This is a genomic window from Herpetosiphon gulosus (genome assembly GCF_039545135.1).
Taxonomy (GTDB): Bacteria; Chloroflexota; Chloroflexia; order Chloroflexales; family Herpetosiphonaceae; genus Herpetosiphon; species Herpetosiphon gulosus.
This window is the reverse complement of the sequence record NZ_BAABRU010000006.1, coordinates 263,924-281,852: the sequence shown is the minus strand read 5'-3', so window position 1 is coordinate 281,852 and position 17,929 is coordinate 263,924. Positions and strand designations below refer to the sequence as shown.

The 17,929-nt window shown below is 51.4% G+C and carries 5 protein-coding genes; all 5 read left to right on the top strand.

From position 1 onward, the window contains the following. Positions 1-264: 264 nt before the first annotated feature. A complete protein-coding gene (locus ABEB26_RS10090) occupies positions 265-4,698 on the top strand; it encodes an Eco57I restriction-modification methylase domain-containing protein (protein ID WP_345721860.1) in 4,434 nt (1,477 codons plus the stop codon). After that, a complete protein-coding gene (locus tag ABEB26_RS10085) occupies positions 4,580-5,620 on the top strand; it encodes a hypothetical protein (RefSeq protein ID WP_345721859.1) in 1,041 nt (346 codons plus the stop codon). The genes ABEB26_RS10090 and ABEB26_RS10085 overlap by 119 nt, the downstream gene beginning before the upstream one ends. Before the next feature lie 209 nt (positions 5,621-5,829). Continuing rightward, positions 5,830-6,195, top strand: a complete 366-nt coding sequence (locus ABEB26_RS10080; RefSeq protein WP_345721858.1) for an endonuclease domain-containing protein — start codon at positions 5,830-5,832, stop codon at positions 6,193-6,195. Positions 6,196-6,469: 274 nt separating this feature from the next. Continuing rightward, positions 6,470-9,865, top strand: coding sequence for a helicase-related protein (locus ABEB26_RS10075; RefSeq protein ID WP_345721857.1), 3,396 nt, complete (start codon positions 6,470-6,472; stop codon positions 9,863-9,865). A gap of 253 nt (positions 9,866-10,118) precedes the next feature. Then, on the top strand, positions 10,119-17,921 hold the full coding sequence (locus tag ABEB26_RS10070; protein WP_345721855.1) for a DUF2298 domain-containing protein: 7,803 nt from the start codon (positions 10,119-10,121) through the stop codon (positions 17,919-17,921). Positions 17,922-17,929 lie beyond the last annotated feature (8 nt).

Genomic DNA, 17,929 nt, shown 5'->3' with positions numbered 1-17,929 from the left:
CAATGATTGGGTAGGATTTGGAGTGGATTTGGATGCCCTCACCCCCTAGCCCCCGCTCCCGCCGAGCGAGCGAGGGGGAACAGTCCATCATGATCATTGGAACGCCCCTCACCCGCCGCCGTGGTTTCGGCCTTCGTGCCCTTTGCGTTCTTCGCGGTTTCAGCCTTCATGGCTATGTTCTATGTTCTATGTTCTCTGCTCGCTAAAATATGCTACACTGCGCTAACACTCGATGCCATGTTGTGGTTTGTGGGAGATTGTGCGATGACCCAAACATTTGCCTCCAATGATGTTCAGTTAACTGCTAGTGATATTCGTCAATTGCAAAATGCCGATGCCTTGGCGGGCTTTTTGGCGCGTTTGCAGTATGCGATCGATCTGCGCACAACGATCGATTCGTATGCTCAAGTTGGCCTCGATAGTGCCTATTTGCGCCAAGAAATTAAGCATGTGGAGCTGTTGGCAAGCGATCCCCACGATCAAGAAATAAAAATTTATTTGTTAGAAGTGCGCTCACTCACGGCGGCGTTACGCAATGCCATCGCCCGCGCGTTTCGCGATCGGCCTGAGTTGGCCTTGGTTATTTTGACCAAAGATTATGAGACGTTGGAATTTGTGATATTGCTGCGCGAGTTGGCGCAAAATACTCAGCGTGGCGCGGCGATTCGCCAAATGTTGCGGCCTGTGCCACTCACGATCAATCGTTTGAATGTTTCGGATGTGGCGTTGCGCGTGCTCAAACGCTTTACTATGACTGAACCTGATGCGCTGTATCAGTGGGATAAGCTGCGTTCGGCCTTTGTGTTGGCTGAGTGGAGTGAGCAATATTTCAATAATCGGGCCTTGTTCTCGGACTATTATTTGACGCAGCGTTTGACTGATGCCAAATTAAATGCTGAATGGAATGAAGATGTGTTGCCGATTGGCCGCAAAATCAACCCATTGCTCAAAACTGCCCGAAAACAATTAACTGATCAGCCACTTGCGACGATGCAAAAGCAATTTTATGCTCCCATCTTGGCCGATTTGGGCTTTGTGGCCCAACCAGTCGCGGGTGAGCCAGCCTATCGCTATGATTTGGTTGTGCCCAATAATCCCCAACCGGTAGCAGCTTTTTTTGGCTATGTTTGGAATCGTAATTTAGACGATCAAGATAGCCAGCGCGATTCCGCCACGCCCACGATTATTCCTGGAGCCGAGGTGGTTTCGACGCTTGAGGCTGGCACAGTGCCATGGGTGATTGTGAGCAATGGCAAATATTGGCGCTTATATTCAACAACTGCCAGCAATAAGGCTACCAACTACTACGAAGTTGATTTAGAAGAGGCCTTCGGGGCGCAGGATGCGGTGGTTGCGCTCAAATATTGGTGGTTGTTTTTTCGTGCTCAGGCCTTTGGTGGCTTTTTGGAGCGCTTGCTCAAACAATCGGCGGAGTATGCCAAGGGCTTGGGCGAACGCTTAAAAGATCGGGTGTTTACTGAGATTTTTCCCCAATTTGCCCAAGGCTTTATTGCCGATATGCGCCGCCAAGGCGCTAACGACGTTTCTGAGCAGCAACTCAACACGGTGTTTGAAGCCACATTGACCTTTTTGTATCGATTGATGTTTGTGTTGTATGCCGAAAGCCTTGATTTGCTGCCGCTGAATGAGCATAACGGCTATCGTGAACGCAGTTTGTACACGCTCAAACGTGAGATCGCTAAAATTGCTGGTAGCTTGCTCGATCAGCGTTCGGCCAAGTTGCAAGCGCACTACAGCGACACTTCAACCGCGCTCTATCAGCGTATTCTCGATTTGTGCGCGGTGATCGATCGTGGCTCGCCCGATTTGAATATGCCAACTTACAACGGTGGTTTATTCAGTGCAACCAGCGTTAGCGGCCAGTTTTTGCAAACTTATGCCGTGCCCGATCGCTACTTGGCCTTGGGCCTGGATCGACTCGCTCGCGATCTTGATGATCGTAGCCAAGCGCTGGTGCTGATTGATTTTAAGTCGTTGGGCGTGCGCCAGCTTGGTAGCATTTACGAAGGTTTGCTGGAATTTAAGTTGCACATTGCCAGCGAACGCTTGGCCGTGACCAAGGAAAAGGGCAAAGAGGTCTATCAGCCAGCTGCCAAAGTTGCCAAACCACTGGCGCTTATCGAGCAGGGCATGGCCTATTTGGTCAACGATAAAAAGGAGCGCAAGGCCACGGGCAGCTATTACACGCCCGATTATATTGTGAAATATATTGTGCAGCAGACGGTTGGCGCGGTGCTCGATGAGAAATTTAAGGCCTTGGCTCCGCGCTTGCACGAGGCGCAGAAACAATATCGCAATTATGCCAATTTGGTCGCTGCTCGGGCTAAATCCAGCAAGCGCCCCGAAAATCCGGCGGTGTTTTGGACTGACCCGAATAGTGCCATGGGCCAGTTGCTCGACGATTGTTTGAATCTGCGGGTGCTTGACCCAGCTATGGGCAGCGGCCACTTTTTGGTTGAAGTCGTCGATTTTATTAGCAATCGCTTGATTCACTTTTTGAATGCGTGGAGCGAAAACCCAGTTTGGGCGATGATCGACCGCACCCGCAGCGAGATTGTGGCCGATATGGAGCGCCAAGGGGTGACGATCGACCCCGAGCGGCTCACGCGGGTGGCTTTGCTCAAACGGGCGGTGCTCAAACGCTGTATCTACGGGGTTGACCTGAATGCGATGGCGGTCGAGTTGGCCAAGGTCAGTTTGTGGCTTGATGCCTTTACTCTCGGCGCTCCTTTGAGTTTTCTCGACCACCACTTGAAGCATGGCAATAGCTTGATTGGGGCGCGGGTTGCCGAGGTGCAAACCTACCTTGATGTTGGTGGTAGCCAAAGCCATATGTTGGCGGGCAACGAGTTTGCTGGCCTGAGCCTGGCCACCGATTTGATGCGCCAAGTCAGTTTTTTGAGCGATAACACGGTTGAGCAAGCTCAACAAAGCGCGGTGGCGTTTCGCGATGCCGACCAACATCTCGCGCCCTTCAAGCGCATGCTCGATGTTTATACCTCGCGCTGGTTTGGCAATCAGCCCGCCAAAAAGAGCAAAAGCGATTGGGTCAACATCTTTTTGCGCATGCCCAGCATCAAGCCGTGGTTGCACGATGCCACAGCTAAATTAGATGATAGCTTGATTCCTGCCAGCCAGATTGGCCAGATTGCACTTGAAGCCGCCAGCAGCAAGCACTTTTTCCATTGGGAGCTGGAGTTTCCCGAAATCTTTTTTGCGCCCAGCAGGCCTGGCGGCCAAGATGTGCAGCTCAACCCCAACGGCGGCTTCGATGCGGTGGTTGGTAATCCGCCATGGGGAGCAAAGATTGATGACCCTATTAAACATTATTTGCGAATTTTATATGGTGTATCCTCTATCTCTGAGTTTACAAAAAAACCTGTTTTGGAAGGTGAAATCAATGTATATACTTTATTTATGATGCTTTCTTTAGAAAATTGTTCAAATAAAGGTAAAATAGGTATGATTACACCCGAAGGATGGACGGTTAATAAATCAGAACAATATTTTAGGAAATTTTTACTAGATAATATTCATATAATAAATATTTGTATTTTGAGGAAAAACGTTTTTTCTGCTGCTCCTGATATTATTCCTGTAATTAGTATAGTTGAAAAGAAAAATGAAATTAAAAATACATTAGTTAATGTTTATGGATTTAATAGACCTATAAAATTACTAAATAAACTTGAATGGAAAGATTCTAAGCATATTATGCAATCAGATTGGTATAATGAGCCTTATTTTGTTTTTACATTATGTCAAAGTTCTGAATTATTAGATTTATATCAAAGGATTAAAGAAACTTCCTTGAAAATGGGTTCACTTAGTACGATAAATATATCTGATGGTATATATAAATCACTTATTATTGATGATATTATATCAAATGAGGAAAGACCGATATTGATTTCTGCCGATGAGATGAAAAGATATTCTATAGAAAGTAATAATAATTTTATTAGTTTTGTTAGATATAATGACATACCATTACAGGAGAGAATTAAATATGATTTAGATAAATTATTTTTTCATGCAATGAAGAAGCCAAGCGTTGAATATAGAGTTGTTTGTTATTGGGATAACTCAATAAAAGGAGATTATTTATATAGATATGTCTTGACAAATAATTTTGTTGTTTTGACTGCTAAAGAATTGGGTCTTAGCTTAGGGTATATTTCTGCTATATGTAACTCTAAATTTATTAATCATTGGTATTCAGAAAGATATATACAAGTTAATATAGAAGCTTTTACTTTAGGGGAAATTCCGATTTTTTATATCGAATTCACAACCGGAAAATCCGAACGGGAGCGATTAACACAGATCGCTATTGATTTGTATACGCAAAAAAATGATAATAATGTATTGACATTTGTCAATACATTATTCACCGTTGAGAATCCAATCCAATCCAATCCAATCCAATCCAATCCAATCCAATCCAATCCAATCCAATCCAATCCAATCCAATCCAATCCAATCCAATCCAATCCAATCCAATCCAATCCGCTATGGCGATGTCGTCCACGATTTATTAGCCTACCTCGCCCAACAAATGATCGACCTCAACAAAGCCAAGCAACAAGCAACCAAGCGCTTTTTGGATTGGCTCGAAAGTCAACTGCGCATCCAACCCAAAAAAGGCGAAACTGGCCTCGACAGCCTTTCAGATAAAACGATCATCCAAGGCTACCTTGGCGACTACCAAAAAGGCCAACGCGCCGTCAGTTGGAGCGACTTCTGGTATCGGCTGCAACAAAACCGCAATCGCTTTGCCGCCAACCTCAGCGAAATCGAAGCCAGCATTGCCCAAGCCTACCGCCAATCGCTTGACGAATTACTGCCAATCAAAGCCGATTTAGCCCGCACTGATGCCTTAATCGACAAAATTGTCTATCGTTTGTATGGCTTGAGTGCCGCCGAGATTGAGCTGATCGAACGTCCGCAGTACGAGCAAGCCCTGAGCGAAGCCAAAGCCAATGTGCTCAAAGAATTGGGTGCAGCGACCAGCGACGAACAAACCGATGCCGTGATCGACAAAATTGCCGCCGAAATTCTGCCAGCGGCTGAACGCTTCTTCGAGCGAGTCGAGCCGATCAGCATTGAAGCGACGCTTGATGCAGCGCTGCCCGATTGGCGCAACCTACCGCCCGATATTCCCACATTTTTGCGCACCGGCGAATATAGCCTACTGACCGACGACGAAACCATGGATTTCTCGATCGGCGTAATTCCCTTCACCAAAGCGGTCGAAACCCTGCTGCATGAAACGATCTTCAAGCCATTCCGCGACGAATCGGGCTTTGGTGTCAACGACTGCCGCAACGACTTTTTAGCCGATTTTATACAAGGCAAGCGCCACCTAACCTTGGGCAACTACCCGATTATCTTGCGCAGCAGCAAAGAGCAAGCCTTGCGTAGTTTTATCAGCCAGCGTTTTGGCAACCGCAACGTGTTTGGGGCTGGCGGTTTGGTTGAAGTGCTGGGTAACCAAGCCATGCTCAAGCTGCGCAACAAAGCCGCCCACGACGAAGTTATCCCACGCAGCGAAGCCGAGCAACTGCGCGAATGGGCCTTCGAGTTATTGCGGATTTAGGAGATGCCCTCACCCCCTAGCCCCCTCTCCCGCCGCCGAGGGAGCGGGGTTGGGGTGAGGGAACGACGATTGGGATGCCCTCACCCCCTAGCCCCCTCTCCCGCGAGCGAGCGAGGGGGAATCCTGTCATCATGAACGGTGGAAAGCCCCTCGCCCGCCGCCGAGGGAGCGGGGTTGGGGTGAGGGCACAATCAAAGGAACAATTACAAATGGATCGTTTGCAGATTCCTTATAAACTTGCCCAACAAATCCAAGCGATTGCTCAGACCTTTCGTAAAGAGGCAACCCCGAGCGAAGCAATATTGTGGGATGCGATTCGAGGGCGGAAGCTTGATAGACGGAAGTTTCGGCGACAACATCCAATAGGCAGTTTCCTTGTCGATTTTATCTGTTTCGAGGAAATGCTAATTGTCGAGGTTGATGGAGCAATTCATGCCGAACAATATGAGGCCGATGCTGAACGCCAAGCCTTGTTAGAATGCTTGGGCTATCGGGTATTACGCCTGAGTGCTGATAGGGTTGAACACGATTTACCCAATGCACTAGCAGCAATTCGGGAGATGTTGAGTGAATGAGCATGCCCTCGCCCGCCGCAGTGGGAGAGGGGGTTGGGGGTGAGGGAACGTAACGCCATCGTGCCCCCTCGCCCGCCGCAGTGGGAGAGGGGGTTGGGGGTGAGGGAACGTAACGCCATCGCGCCCCCTCGCCCGCCGCAGTGGGAGAGGGGGTTGGGGGTGAGGGAACGTAACGCCATCGTGCCCCCTCGCCCGCCGCAGTGGGAGAGGGGGTTGGGGGTGAGGGAACGTAACGCCATCGTGCCCTTCGTGAATCATACAAAAAGGTAAGCCCATGCAAATTCCCTATGTGATTGATAATATTGAGCAGCGTCTAGCCGATGTGCTGCGCTATTTGCTCAGCCGAGCGAGCGACCAATCGCTGGATATTGCCACAGCCTATTTCAGCATTCGCGGCTTTGAACACGTGCGCCACGAGCTGGAAACCACGGGCCAAGTGCGCTTGCTGCTGGGCGATAAACCGGTGGCGGCTGATGATCTGGGCATGCGCCCCGATTCGAGCGCGTTTTTGCGCCATGAACTGAACGCCGAAGCCTTTACTGAACGCACCTTGCGCTTGGTCGAACAGCTGATTCGCTTTTTGCGCCGCGACGAAGTTGCCGTGCGTTTGTATACAGGCTTGTTGGCTGGCGAAAAAGGCCGCCGCGCCTTTTTGCATGCTAAATGCTATTTATTGTATGGGCGCTTGCCGGATGCCAATATTTTTGATCCGCTTACGCCGATTGTGGGCATCGTGGGCAGCAGCAATTTCACTGGGCCAGGCTTGGTCAGCAATCATGAATTAAATTTGGTGCACAAAACCCTGCTCACCGATGCCGAGCTTGATGATGCTGAAGCCAAAGCCACGGTTGCCCAACATGCCGCCCAACTGAGTGCTGCGCCGCTTGAACTTGAACATGAACGCATGCTCAAAAGCGAAATTGGCACGCGTGCCATCCTCGATCTTTCGCGTTGGTATGAGCAACAATGGCAGCATGCGCTCGATTATAAAGAACAATTGATCGAACTGCTGGAAAACTCCAAATTTGGTGGGCGCGAATATAGCCCCTACGAAATTTACATGAAAGCGCTGTATACCTATTTTAAAGATGATTTAGCTGAGCGCGACCAACAGCCAGCCACCCGTTCGGCGGTTGAGCTAGCCGAATTTCAAGAAGATGCAGTGCGCAAGGCGCGGCGCATTTTAGCCCAATACGACGGTGCAATTGTTGCCGATTCGGTGGGCTTGGGCAAAACCTGGATTGGCAAAAAACTACTGGAAGATTACGCCTACCATCAGCGCCAAAAAGCCTTGGTGATTTGTCCGGCCTCGCTGCGTGGGATGTGGGAGCGCGAATTGCGCAGCGCCACGATTGCCGCCCAAGTGCTGACCCAAGAACGACTGGGCCTCGACGAATTTGATGGCCGCGAGTTTTTCGATGTTGATCTGATTTTGGTCGATGAAGCTCACAACTTTCGCAACAAACGCGCCAAACGCTACCAACAACTTGAGCTGTTGCTGGCGGCCAATGGGCGACGCGGGCGCAGCGGCAGCCGCAAAAAGCTGATTTTGCTCACCGCCACCCCAATTAACAACAATATTTTCGATCTCTACAACCAAATTAACCTGTTTACGGGCAACGACCGCAGCTACTTTGCTTCGGCAGGTATTGGCGATTTATACAAATATTTTTTAGCTGCGCGGCGCGAATCGCTGGAAGCTGGTTCAATTCGCATCTTCAACCTGCTCGAAGAAGTGGTGATTCGCCGCACCCGCCAATTTATTCGACGAGCCTACCCCGAAGCGCTAATTCATGGCGAGCCAATTCGCTGGCCAACCCGCCAACTGCACAGCGTCGAATACGATTTACAAGCGGCCTACAGCGGCTTATATCAAAATATTATTGGCTCAATCGAAGGCTTACACCTAGCGCACTACAACCTTGAAGCCTACAAACTGCGCCCAAGCGACCAAGACGAATTTGAGCTTGGGCGGCAGGCGGCCTTGGTTGGTATTTTCAAAAGTCGCTTTCTCAAACGGCTCGAATCGAGCATCGAAGCCTTTCGGATTTCGATTCGGCGCTCGTTGGCCTTTGTCAAAACCTTTGCCGAATATGTGCAAGATGGGATTGTGCTTGATTCGGGTTCGTTTCAGCAGGCCATGCGCTTGCTCGAAGCCGACGAAGAAGATAGCGACGATAGCACGCCCAGTTCGCAGGCCTCGGCACTTGATGAGCATGCCGCCGCTAGCCTGATTATTGCCAAACTGCCCAAACTTGAGGCTAGCAAATACGATCGGCGGCGTTTGCATCGGGCTTTGCAAGCAGATATTGATGCGCTGAACGAAATTTGGCATGCAATTAAACACATTCAAGCCAGCCATGATGCCAAATTGCTACAATTGCAAAACCTGCTTGCCAACCAACTCAACGGCTGCAAAGTCGTGATTTTTACCTATTACAAAGATACAGCCCGCTATGTGTATCAAGCCCTGACTGAGGCAAGTAATGCTGAATGGCTGGCCAGCCTTGGCAATCCAACGATTCGCCGCATCGATAGCAGCGTCAAAACGTCTGATCGAGCGCGAATCGTTAGCCATTTTGCGCCACGTGCCAGCAACCAACCCGAATTGGTTGGCACAAGCGACGAAGTACAAATTTTGATCGCCACCGATGTGCTTTCCGAAGGCCATAATTTGCAAGATTGCGGCCATTTGCTCAACTACGATTTACACTGGAACCCAACGCGCATGGTGCAACGGGCAGGCCGGATCGATCGGCTTGGCTCGAATTTCGATCTGTTGCATGTGTACAATATGTTTCCTGAGCGCGAACTCGAAGCGTTGCTGGGCTTGGTGCGCAGCCTAACCAGCAAAATCGATTTGATCAACCAAACGGGCTTTTTGGATGCCAGCGTGTTAGGCGAAGTCGTTACGCCGCGCGATTTCAATACGCTCAAACGCATCGCCGACGAAGATCATAGCGTAATTGAGGAACAAGAATCATTTTTGGAGCTAGCGAGTAGCGAATCATTATTTGCTGAATTGCAAAATGTGCTAGCGACCGATGCCCAACGCTGGCTTACCGACCTTGATGATGGGATTCATTCGGGGATTGAGCGTCGTAATGCCAAAGGCCTGTTTTTCTATTTTACTGCACCGCGTGATGGCAGCACCGCCCATTTTTGGCGCTACTACGACCTTGAAAAACAAACGATTACCGATAATCGCTACACCATTATGCAGCTGATCGCCTGTAGCCCAGATACGCCACGCTTTGCCCCTCCCTATACTGAAGTCGATATTTTCGCCATCCACGACACCATTTTGAACAGCATTTTGCGCGATGTGCAGCAACAAGTTACGGCGACGGTAGTCGATAAAATCGTTGCGCCAGAACAAAACGTGATCGCCCAATTGCTCCACAACAATCTTGCGCAGCCTGGCGTTGATCGCGGTGAAGTGCGCGAGTTGCGCAAAATGCTCAAAGAGCCACAAGTTGGCGCAGTCGTGCAACGCTTGCGTAAAGCACTCAATCGCTACAACGCCGACAACGATCTGATTGCAGTGCTTCATGTATTGCGTGAACTTTATCAAACCCAAGGCCGCAGCAGCGTCGAGCCAAGCGGCCCTGTTAGCACGATCACCCGCGACGACTTGACCTTGGTGTGCTATGAGTATATTTATGCCTAGAAAGAGCATAGAACATAGAGCATAGATGTAATGGTTTATACGGTTGGCAACCACCAGTATCCCCTCACCCCCTCACCCCCTCTCCCGCCCGCGAGGCGAGGGGGAACCCTCAATCATGAATGGTGGAACTCCCCTCGCCCGCCGCAGTGGGAGAGGGGTGGGGGTGAGGGAATTATATCCTTCATACCCTCTTCCCCCATGCAAGCCGATTTTGCGCTATAATTCGCCCGTTGTTGAGTTCAGGGTGATAACTATGCCACGTTTCGCTGCGCTGCGTGCCTTGGGGCGACGCTTCCCCGATTTGATCAGTTTGCTCTGCTTGTTGGGTATTCTCTGGATGGCTTGGGGCGTTCGCTCGATTCATCGAGCCGATTGGGATGGCTATGCTCCATTGATCCACCCTGATGAGTATTATTTAAAGGATGCGATCACGCCCAACTTGCGTGTGCCCGATTCGTTTTGGAGTTATCTCAACACTGAATGCGAAATTGTGCTGAACGATCAAGGCGTGGCCCAACTCAAAAATGCGCGTAACCCTGAAGAACCTGATGTTAGCAAACAACGCCCTACTGCAACCAGCGGCTGTAACTCACTCAACCCACGCACTGTCGATCGTGGCTATGTCTATGGCTCGTTGCCTGTGGCCACGGTACGCTATTTAACCGAAAAATTCTACCCTGAAATTGAACCCGACCAATTGACCAGCCGCACGATTGCCGTGGTTGGCCGCAGCGTTTCCTCAATTGCCGATTTGATTTCAATCGTCATCTTGTTTTTGCTGGGCCGCACGCTCAACAGCCGCCGAATTGGCTTATTGGCAGGGTTTTGTTTTGCTTGGTCGCCAGCGCTGATTCAACATGCCCACTTTTTTGTGGTCGATGGTCAAGCGGCGATGTATGGCTTGTTGACCTTGTATGCCAGCACACGCTTAGCTCAATCGCGGCGTGTATTGAGTGCTCTGCTCAACACGATTTTTGCTGGCGCAGCGTTGGCCTTAGCAGTTTCATGCAAAATCACGCTTGCTCCGCTTGGTGGGATTATTGCAATTGCTGCGATGGTAGCTTATTGGCATAATCCAGCCTATTTACGTGGCAATCATTCACCAGCAGCAATCTTCCATAGGCTCTTGTGGAGCGGCATTCATGCCTTGCCATTTGCAGGCTTGGCGCTGTTGATGATGCTTTTTACCCTGCGATTTAGCATGCCCGATGCCTTCAATGGTTTTTGGTTTGATGAACGTTTCATTGAAGCAATTGGCCGCGCAAGTGCTACCTCATCGGGCGATGTCGATGCACCTTCATCACATCAGTGGGCTGGCCGCAGCAACTACACCTACGAACTGACCAACATGATTCGTTGGGGCATGGGTGTGCCTTTGGGCGTGGCGGCTTGGCTTGGTTGGCTCGCCTTTGGAATTGGTTTAGCTCGTTCGAGTTCACGTCAACGCTTGTTGGGCCTCTTGCCAATCTGGCTCTGGACCGGGATTTACTTCTTCTGGCAGGGCGGCCTGATGATCAAGCCGATGCGCTATTTGCTGCCGATTTATGGCCCATTAATTTTATTTGCAGCATGGGGCTTGATTAGTTTGGTCGATTGGGCGCGGCGCGAAGGTACACCATTGCTGTTTCGCAAAGTGCCGTTGCATGGCCTTGCAGTTGGCCTAACCAGCATTGTCGCGATTGTAACCTTGCTGTGGGGCTGGGGTTTTAGCCGAATTTATGATCGCCCCCATACCCGCACCCAAGCCTCAGCATGGGCCCACGCCAACATTCCCCCAGGCAGCACCCATACCTCAGATTCGTGGGATATTGGTATTCCAGGCATGGAAAATTGGATCTGGACTGATATCCAGTTGCCAATTGTCAACGAAAATGATGCTGGCTCGATTGAGCAAATTCTGCAAGTTGCCAACCAAGCCAACTATTTGGCTTTTACCTCAAATCGCGCCTACGATTCGCTTGATCAATTGCCGATGCGTTTTCCGGCAACCCTCAATTTCTTCAAAGGCATTTTTGATGGTACGCTAGGCTATGAAAAAGTTGCTGATTTTAGCTCCTATCCCTCATTTTTGGGCATTCGCATCGCCGATGATCACGCCACCGAAGATTGGAGCGTCTACGATCATCCACGGGTGACGATTTGGAAGCGCACCGAACGCTGGAATATTGATGCAGCGCGGCAGCAAATTTTGGCAGATGTGAATGTTGATGAGATTTATAAACTGCGACCCAAAGTTGCCACACCAATGCCAACCATGCTCCAGCAAACTGTGGCCGAATGGCGTGAACAGTTGACTTCTGGCTCGTGGGCGTGGGTGTTTGAAGGGGTTGCCAATAGTGCCCCCTTGATCTTTTGGGTGCTGGCGCTTGAACTATTGGGCTTAGCGGCGTTTGGCTTGCTCTGGCGCTTGAAATTGCCTTTGCCTGATCGCGGTTTGGGTATGGCGCGGCTGGTCGGCTTATTTGCGCTTGCCTTGATTGCTTGGTTGCCAGCTGCTTGGCATTGGTGGTCGTTCAATCGCTTCTGGATTGCTGGGGTCTATCTGGTGTTGGTAGCGTTGGGCAGCCTCAGTTTGCTGCGTTCGCGCCAAGAATTGCGAGTGTGGTGGCAAACCCGCCGCGCGGCAATTCTCACCTCGCAAGCGATTTATCTGGCTGGCTTTGCAATTCTGCTAACCATTCGCTACCTCAACCCCGATTTATGGCATCCAGGCATGGGTGGCGAAAAGCCCATGAATTTGGCTTACCTGACGGCCACGCTCAAATCGGTGCAATTTCCGCCGTATGACCCATGGTTTGCTGGCGGCTATATGAACTACTACTATTGGGGTTATGTGCTGATGGGCACGCCAATGAAATTGTTGGCGATTCGGCCTGAGGTTGGCTTTAATCTGGCATTAATTAGCTTATTTGCTATGACCGCCCAATTAAGTGGTAGTTTTGGCTATAACTTGCTCTCGACGCTTGGGCGAGTTGCAAAAAAAATCGAACGTCGCGCTTGCTTTACAGCGGTTGGCGCTGCGGTAGCCTTGATGCTTTTGGGCAATTTGGTGCAGCCAGTTTTCTATTTCAACAGTGCACGGGTTTTGGGCAATAGCGAATTGAGTTGGTCGAATCCTGAGCAATCGAGCCAAGGGATTTGGCTTGAGGGTGGTTCGCCCGTGGCTGATGCTGCCGCAGGCTTTGCCAAACGGCTTGATGGCGAATCGTTCAATTTGCGCCCAGAATGGCCGTATTGGAACGCCACGCGGGTGATTCCGCCCAGCACAATCAGCGAATTTCCCTTCTTCTCGTTTTTATATGGCGATTTGCATGCCCACATTATTGGGCTTTCACTGCTGGTTTTGCTATTGCTCAGCTTAGTTGGCTTGTACAAAGCGCCAACGATTTCAGGCCGAGCGTTGGCTGGTTGGAGCGTGGCGCTGGGCATTTTGGTCGGCGCACTCAAAGCTACCAATGTTTGGGATTACCCGCTGAGCCTCGCCTTGGCCGCCGTTGCCTTGCTGGTGGTGGGCTGGCAGCAAAGCCGCACCGTGGCCTGGCCCAAGCGTTGGCTGTGGTTTGTGCTTCCGCCAATTGCCCTATTTGTGGTGATGACCGTGGTTTGGTCGCCATTCAATCGCTATTTGGCCACCGGCGATTATGGCAAACCTCAATTGCTGACCAACGACCAACGCATGAGCATTCGCGAATGGACAGTGTTGTATGGCCTGTGGTTCTGGATTTTGATTCCATGGATGCTGCTGCTCGCACGGCGAGTTTGGTCATATCGTCAGATTCGTGCGCGTTTGATTGCGGGAGGGATTTGGCTTGGCGGAGCTGTGATTTGGTTCATTTCTCGGCGCGGATTTCGCCGTGCAATGGCTGATGGGATTGAACTTGGGAATCCGCCAACGTTGTTTAATAATTTGATTATGGAGCCAATTAATCAACAGGCGGCTTCGATTTTCATTTTGTTACCATTAGCGATCTTTAGCATTGCCCTCTTGTGGAGCGCCTTGGCTGGGCGGACGCGACGGCGCGAGGTTGTGCCGTTGGCCTTGACCAGTGCTGGTATTTTGCTCTTGCTGCTAACCGAAACGATTGTGTTGCCGGGCGCTGGCCGCATGAATGTGGTCTTTAAGTTTGGCTACGAGGCTTGGGCACTCTTGGCTTTGGCTGCTGCCAGCGTTCTGCCATTGACCTTGAGCGCCTTCCGTAGCGTTTTACGTTCGGCCTTGGCCGCTCCGTTGCGCATTTCGTGGGCAACCGTCACCAGTTTGTTGGTGCTCGGTGCTTTGGTCTACCCAATTACCGCGACCCAAGCCAAAGTTGCCGATCGCTATGTGGCCGCCGCGCCGCGTGGGCTTGATGGCATGGCTTGGATGGAAGGCGCGACGTGGGTCGAAAATCGCGAAATTGCGATTAAAGATGATGCGGCGGCAATTCGCTGGATGCGAGCGAACATTGAGGGCACGCCAACCGTGCTCGAAGCCAGCACCTCGGCCTATCGCTGGAACAGCCGAATTGCGACTTGGACTGGCCTGCCAACCTTAATTGGCTGGGATGGGCATCAAAATCAGCAACGTGCGCCCGCTGAAGCAGCAGGCATTATCGCCAACCGCAAAAATATTATTCAGCAAATTTATACCGCGTTTGATGCCAACACTGCCCAAAATTACCTTGATCGTTATGGCGTGAGCGTGATTTACCTTGGCGGTTTGGAACGAGCGGTGTATGGCGATTTGTTGCCAGTTTTTGAGCAACTCAAGGCTTCAGGGCGCTGGCGAATTGGCTATGATAGCGGCACAACCCAAATCTACCTGCGCACCGATGCCAAAGTTGCGGCACCAACCGCCTTGCCACCAGTCGAACTACCAGGCATTCCGCCCGATAATCCAGTTGCGGCGATTAGCTTGGCCGAAAAGCCCTTGCCTCAAGCAACGGTTGACAATAACGTCGAAACTCCAGGGGTCGATGGCTTCGCCGATTGGGCTTGGATCAACCAACATCAAGCAGCGGCAGTGCTGTTGTGGTTGCTGTTTTTTGAAGTTGTCGGCTTGTTGGCCTTCCCGATTGTGGCGCAGGCCTTGCGTTCGTCGTTGGCAGCGGCTTGGAGCGCTAGCAAAATTGCGGGCATTTTGCTGCTTGGTTGGCTGATTTGGTTGCCAACCAGTTTAGGGTTCTGGCAATGGACACGGCTGAGCGTGATTGTTGGTTTGGCAATGTTGGCGGCGTTGGCGCTGGCGGCTTGGTATTTTGGCGCAGCCCAACGGATTCGCCAAGCGTGGCGGCAACAACGGCGGGCAATTATCATCAGCGAATTGCTGTTTATTAGCTTGTTTGCGCTTTGGACTTTGGTTCGGGCGGCCAACCCTGATTTGTGGCATCCGTATTGGGGCGGCGAAAAGCCCTTTGAATTTGGCTTCCTGAATGCGGTGCTGCGTTCGCCCAATATGCCACCGCTTGATCCCTTCTATTCGCAAGGCACGATCAACTACTACTACTATGGTCTGTATCTGATGGCCTTGCCGATGAAACTCTTTGGCCTCAACTCGGCGATTGGCTTCAACTTGGCGGTTGCCACAGTTGGCGCATTGATCGGGCTTGGCGCTTGGGCGGTGGGCTTGGTGGTGACGCGGCGGCTCAAAGTGGCGGCGATGGCCTTGGTTGCTGTGGCCTTGCTCGGCAATCTAGCAGGTGTATTGCCAATTGGCACCTCAACTGGAATTGGCGGCGTGGTGCGAGCTTGGCAGGCCTGCGAGTTGGGTGGCGAAGGTCGCGAAACTGCTTGTGCGCCGCTCGATGGCGACAGCAACTTAGCTGCGATGATCAGCGATGGGCTGGCCAATGGTACGAGCGAAAACTTCACGCGGCGCTTGGCTGGCGGCGTGCCATGGTTCTGGGGGCCAAGTCGGGTCACGGTTAGCGATGGCCTGAATACGATCAATGAATTTCCGCTGTGGAGCGTCATTTTTGCCGATTTGCACCCACACCTGATTGCCTTGCCAATTACTTTGCTGGTGGTGGCCTTGGCGTGGGAAGTGAGCCGGCGACGACGCTTGCGCCGACAATTACCAGCCTTTGGTTTGGCGGCCTTGGCAGTGGGTTCGTTGGCGGCAGCCAATGCTTGGGATGTGCCAACCTATGGCTTGGTGCTAATTATCGGCTTGATGGCGCGTGGTTGGCAAGCACCGCAACGCCGTTGGTGGACGACGCTAGGCTATAGTTTGCTGGGCGTGGCCACGGTTGCGCTTGGTTTGCTGTTGTATGCGCCATTCTTGGGCAGCTACAAAGCTCCGGTGGGCGGGGTTTGGCCGATTCGGGTGGGCACGGCTTTAGTGCCATGGTTGGCGATTTATGGGCTGTTTTTGCTGGTGATCACAACGTGGTTGTTGTTGCCGCTCAAACGAGCCGAGCCAACGCCATTCTGGAACTGGGTTAAGGCGACGCGCGGGCGTTGGCTGATTGGCTATGGGTTGGCAGCAGCGGCAGTGATCGTCTATTACTTGACGCGCAGTGATGCAGCCAAGAGCGCGATTACTGAGCCTTCGGTCTTGCCGGATCTGGCGACGATTTACAAGCCAATTTTTAGTGCTGGCATTCCGGTGCGTTGGCTGATTGGCCTGCTATTGGCGGGCTTAATTCGGCGCTTTATCAACCGCGTAGCCTCACCCTCGGCGCGTTGGGCGATTGTGCTCGGTTTGGTTGGTGGCTTGGTCGCCTTGGGTGTCGAGCTGATTTTCATCCGCGATCACCTTGCGCCTGGTTCGTGGGACGGCGGCCCGGGCGATTCCGAGCGCATGAACACGGTCTTCAAGTTTGGCTATCAAGTTTGGGTCTTGTGGGCTTTGAGTGCGGCCTTACTCTTGCCGCATATTGCCTCAGCTTTACGTAACTCACGCGTCGCCAAATATAGCTGGCAAACGGCGGTTAGTGCTGGAGTGGTGTTGGCGCTGTTCTTCCCAATTTTTGGCACGCTCAGCCGCGTTGGCATGCGCTTCGATAAACCTTTGCAAGGCTTGACCCTCGATGGCTTAGCCTATATGCAAACTGCCGAATATAGCGTCAACAATGGTGTGGTCAATTTGGCCGACGATTTGACTGCAATTCGCTGGATCACCGAAAACATCACTGGCACCGAAATTTTGCTGCAATCGGAGCAAGAATTTTATCGGGCTTTTGGAGTGCGGATTACCGCTAACACTGGCTTGCCAACCGTAATTAGCGCCTTGCACGCTGGTGAACAACGGCCTGGCCCATTGGTTGATCAACGCATCCGCGATGTGATGGAGATGTATAGTAGCCTTGATGTGTTGCGCACTCAATGGTTGCTGAATAAATATGGCGTTGATTATGTGTATGTTGGCCAAATTGAGCGCCTGCGTGACCCAATGGGCGTTGATAAATTTGTAACCATGGCTGGTTTACAGCAAGTTTATCAACATAATAGCGTTACAATCTACAAAACCACGCCGCAACTGCGCGAATTGGCGATGCAATGGCGTGATGGAGTTGTGCCAGCGCCAGTTGTGGCGAATACGCCAGTTGATCAGGCGGGCAACCAAGTTGAGGCAGCGGTAGCCTTGTACGAGAGCGACCCCAATAATGCTGGCTATGCCTTCGAGGCGGGCAAGCAATTGTGGCAATCGGGGCAGGCTGATCGGGCGGCGGCGATTTTGGGTCGGGCTGCTGATGTACACCCCAACGACATTGGCTTGCACCATCTTTTGGGCGATGTGTTGCTCTCGTTGAAACGCTACGATCAAGTGGTGCTAGCCTACGAACAAGCCTATAACGCTGGACCAACCCCGCAAAACCAAACCAAACTTGGTCAAGGCTATTTTGCTTGGGCCGAGCTTGATCGTACCAAACTTGATGCAGCGGCAGCACAATTTAGTGCAGCGATTATTGCCGATAGCCAATTTGCCGACCCGCACTACCATCTGGCTGAAGTTTATCGCTTGCAAGGCAATAACGCCGAAGCTCGCCGCGAATACGAAACTTATTTGAGTATCGCCCCGCCCGAGGGCTTGTGGGTAGGTTCGGCGCAGGAGCGCTTGAAGAATCTGCCATAGTGAGTTGT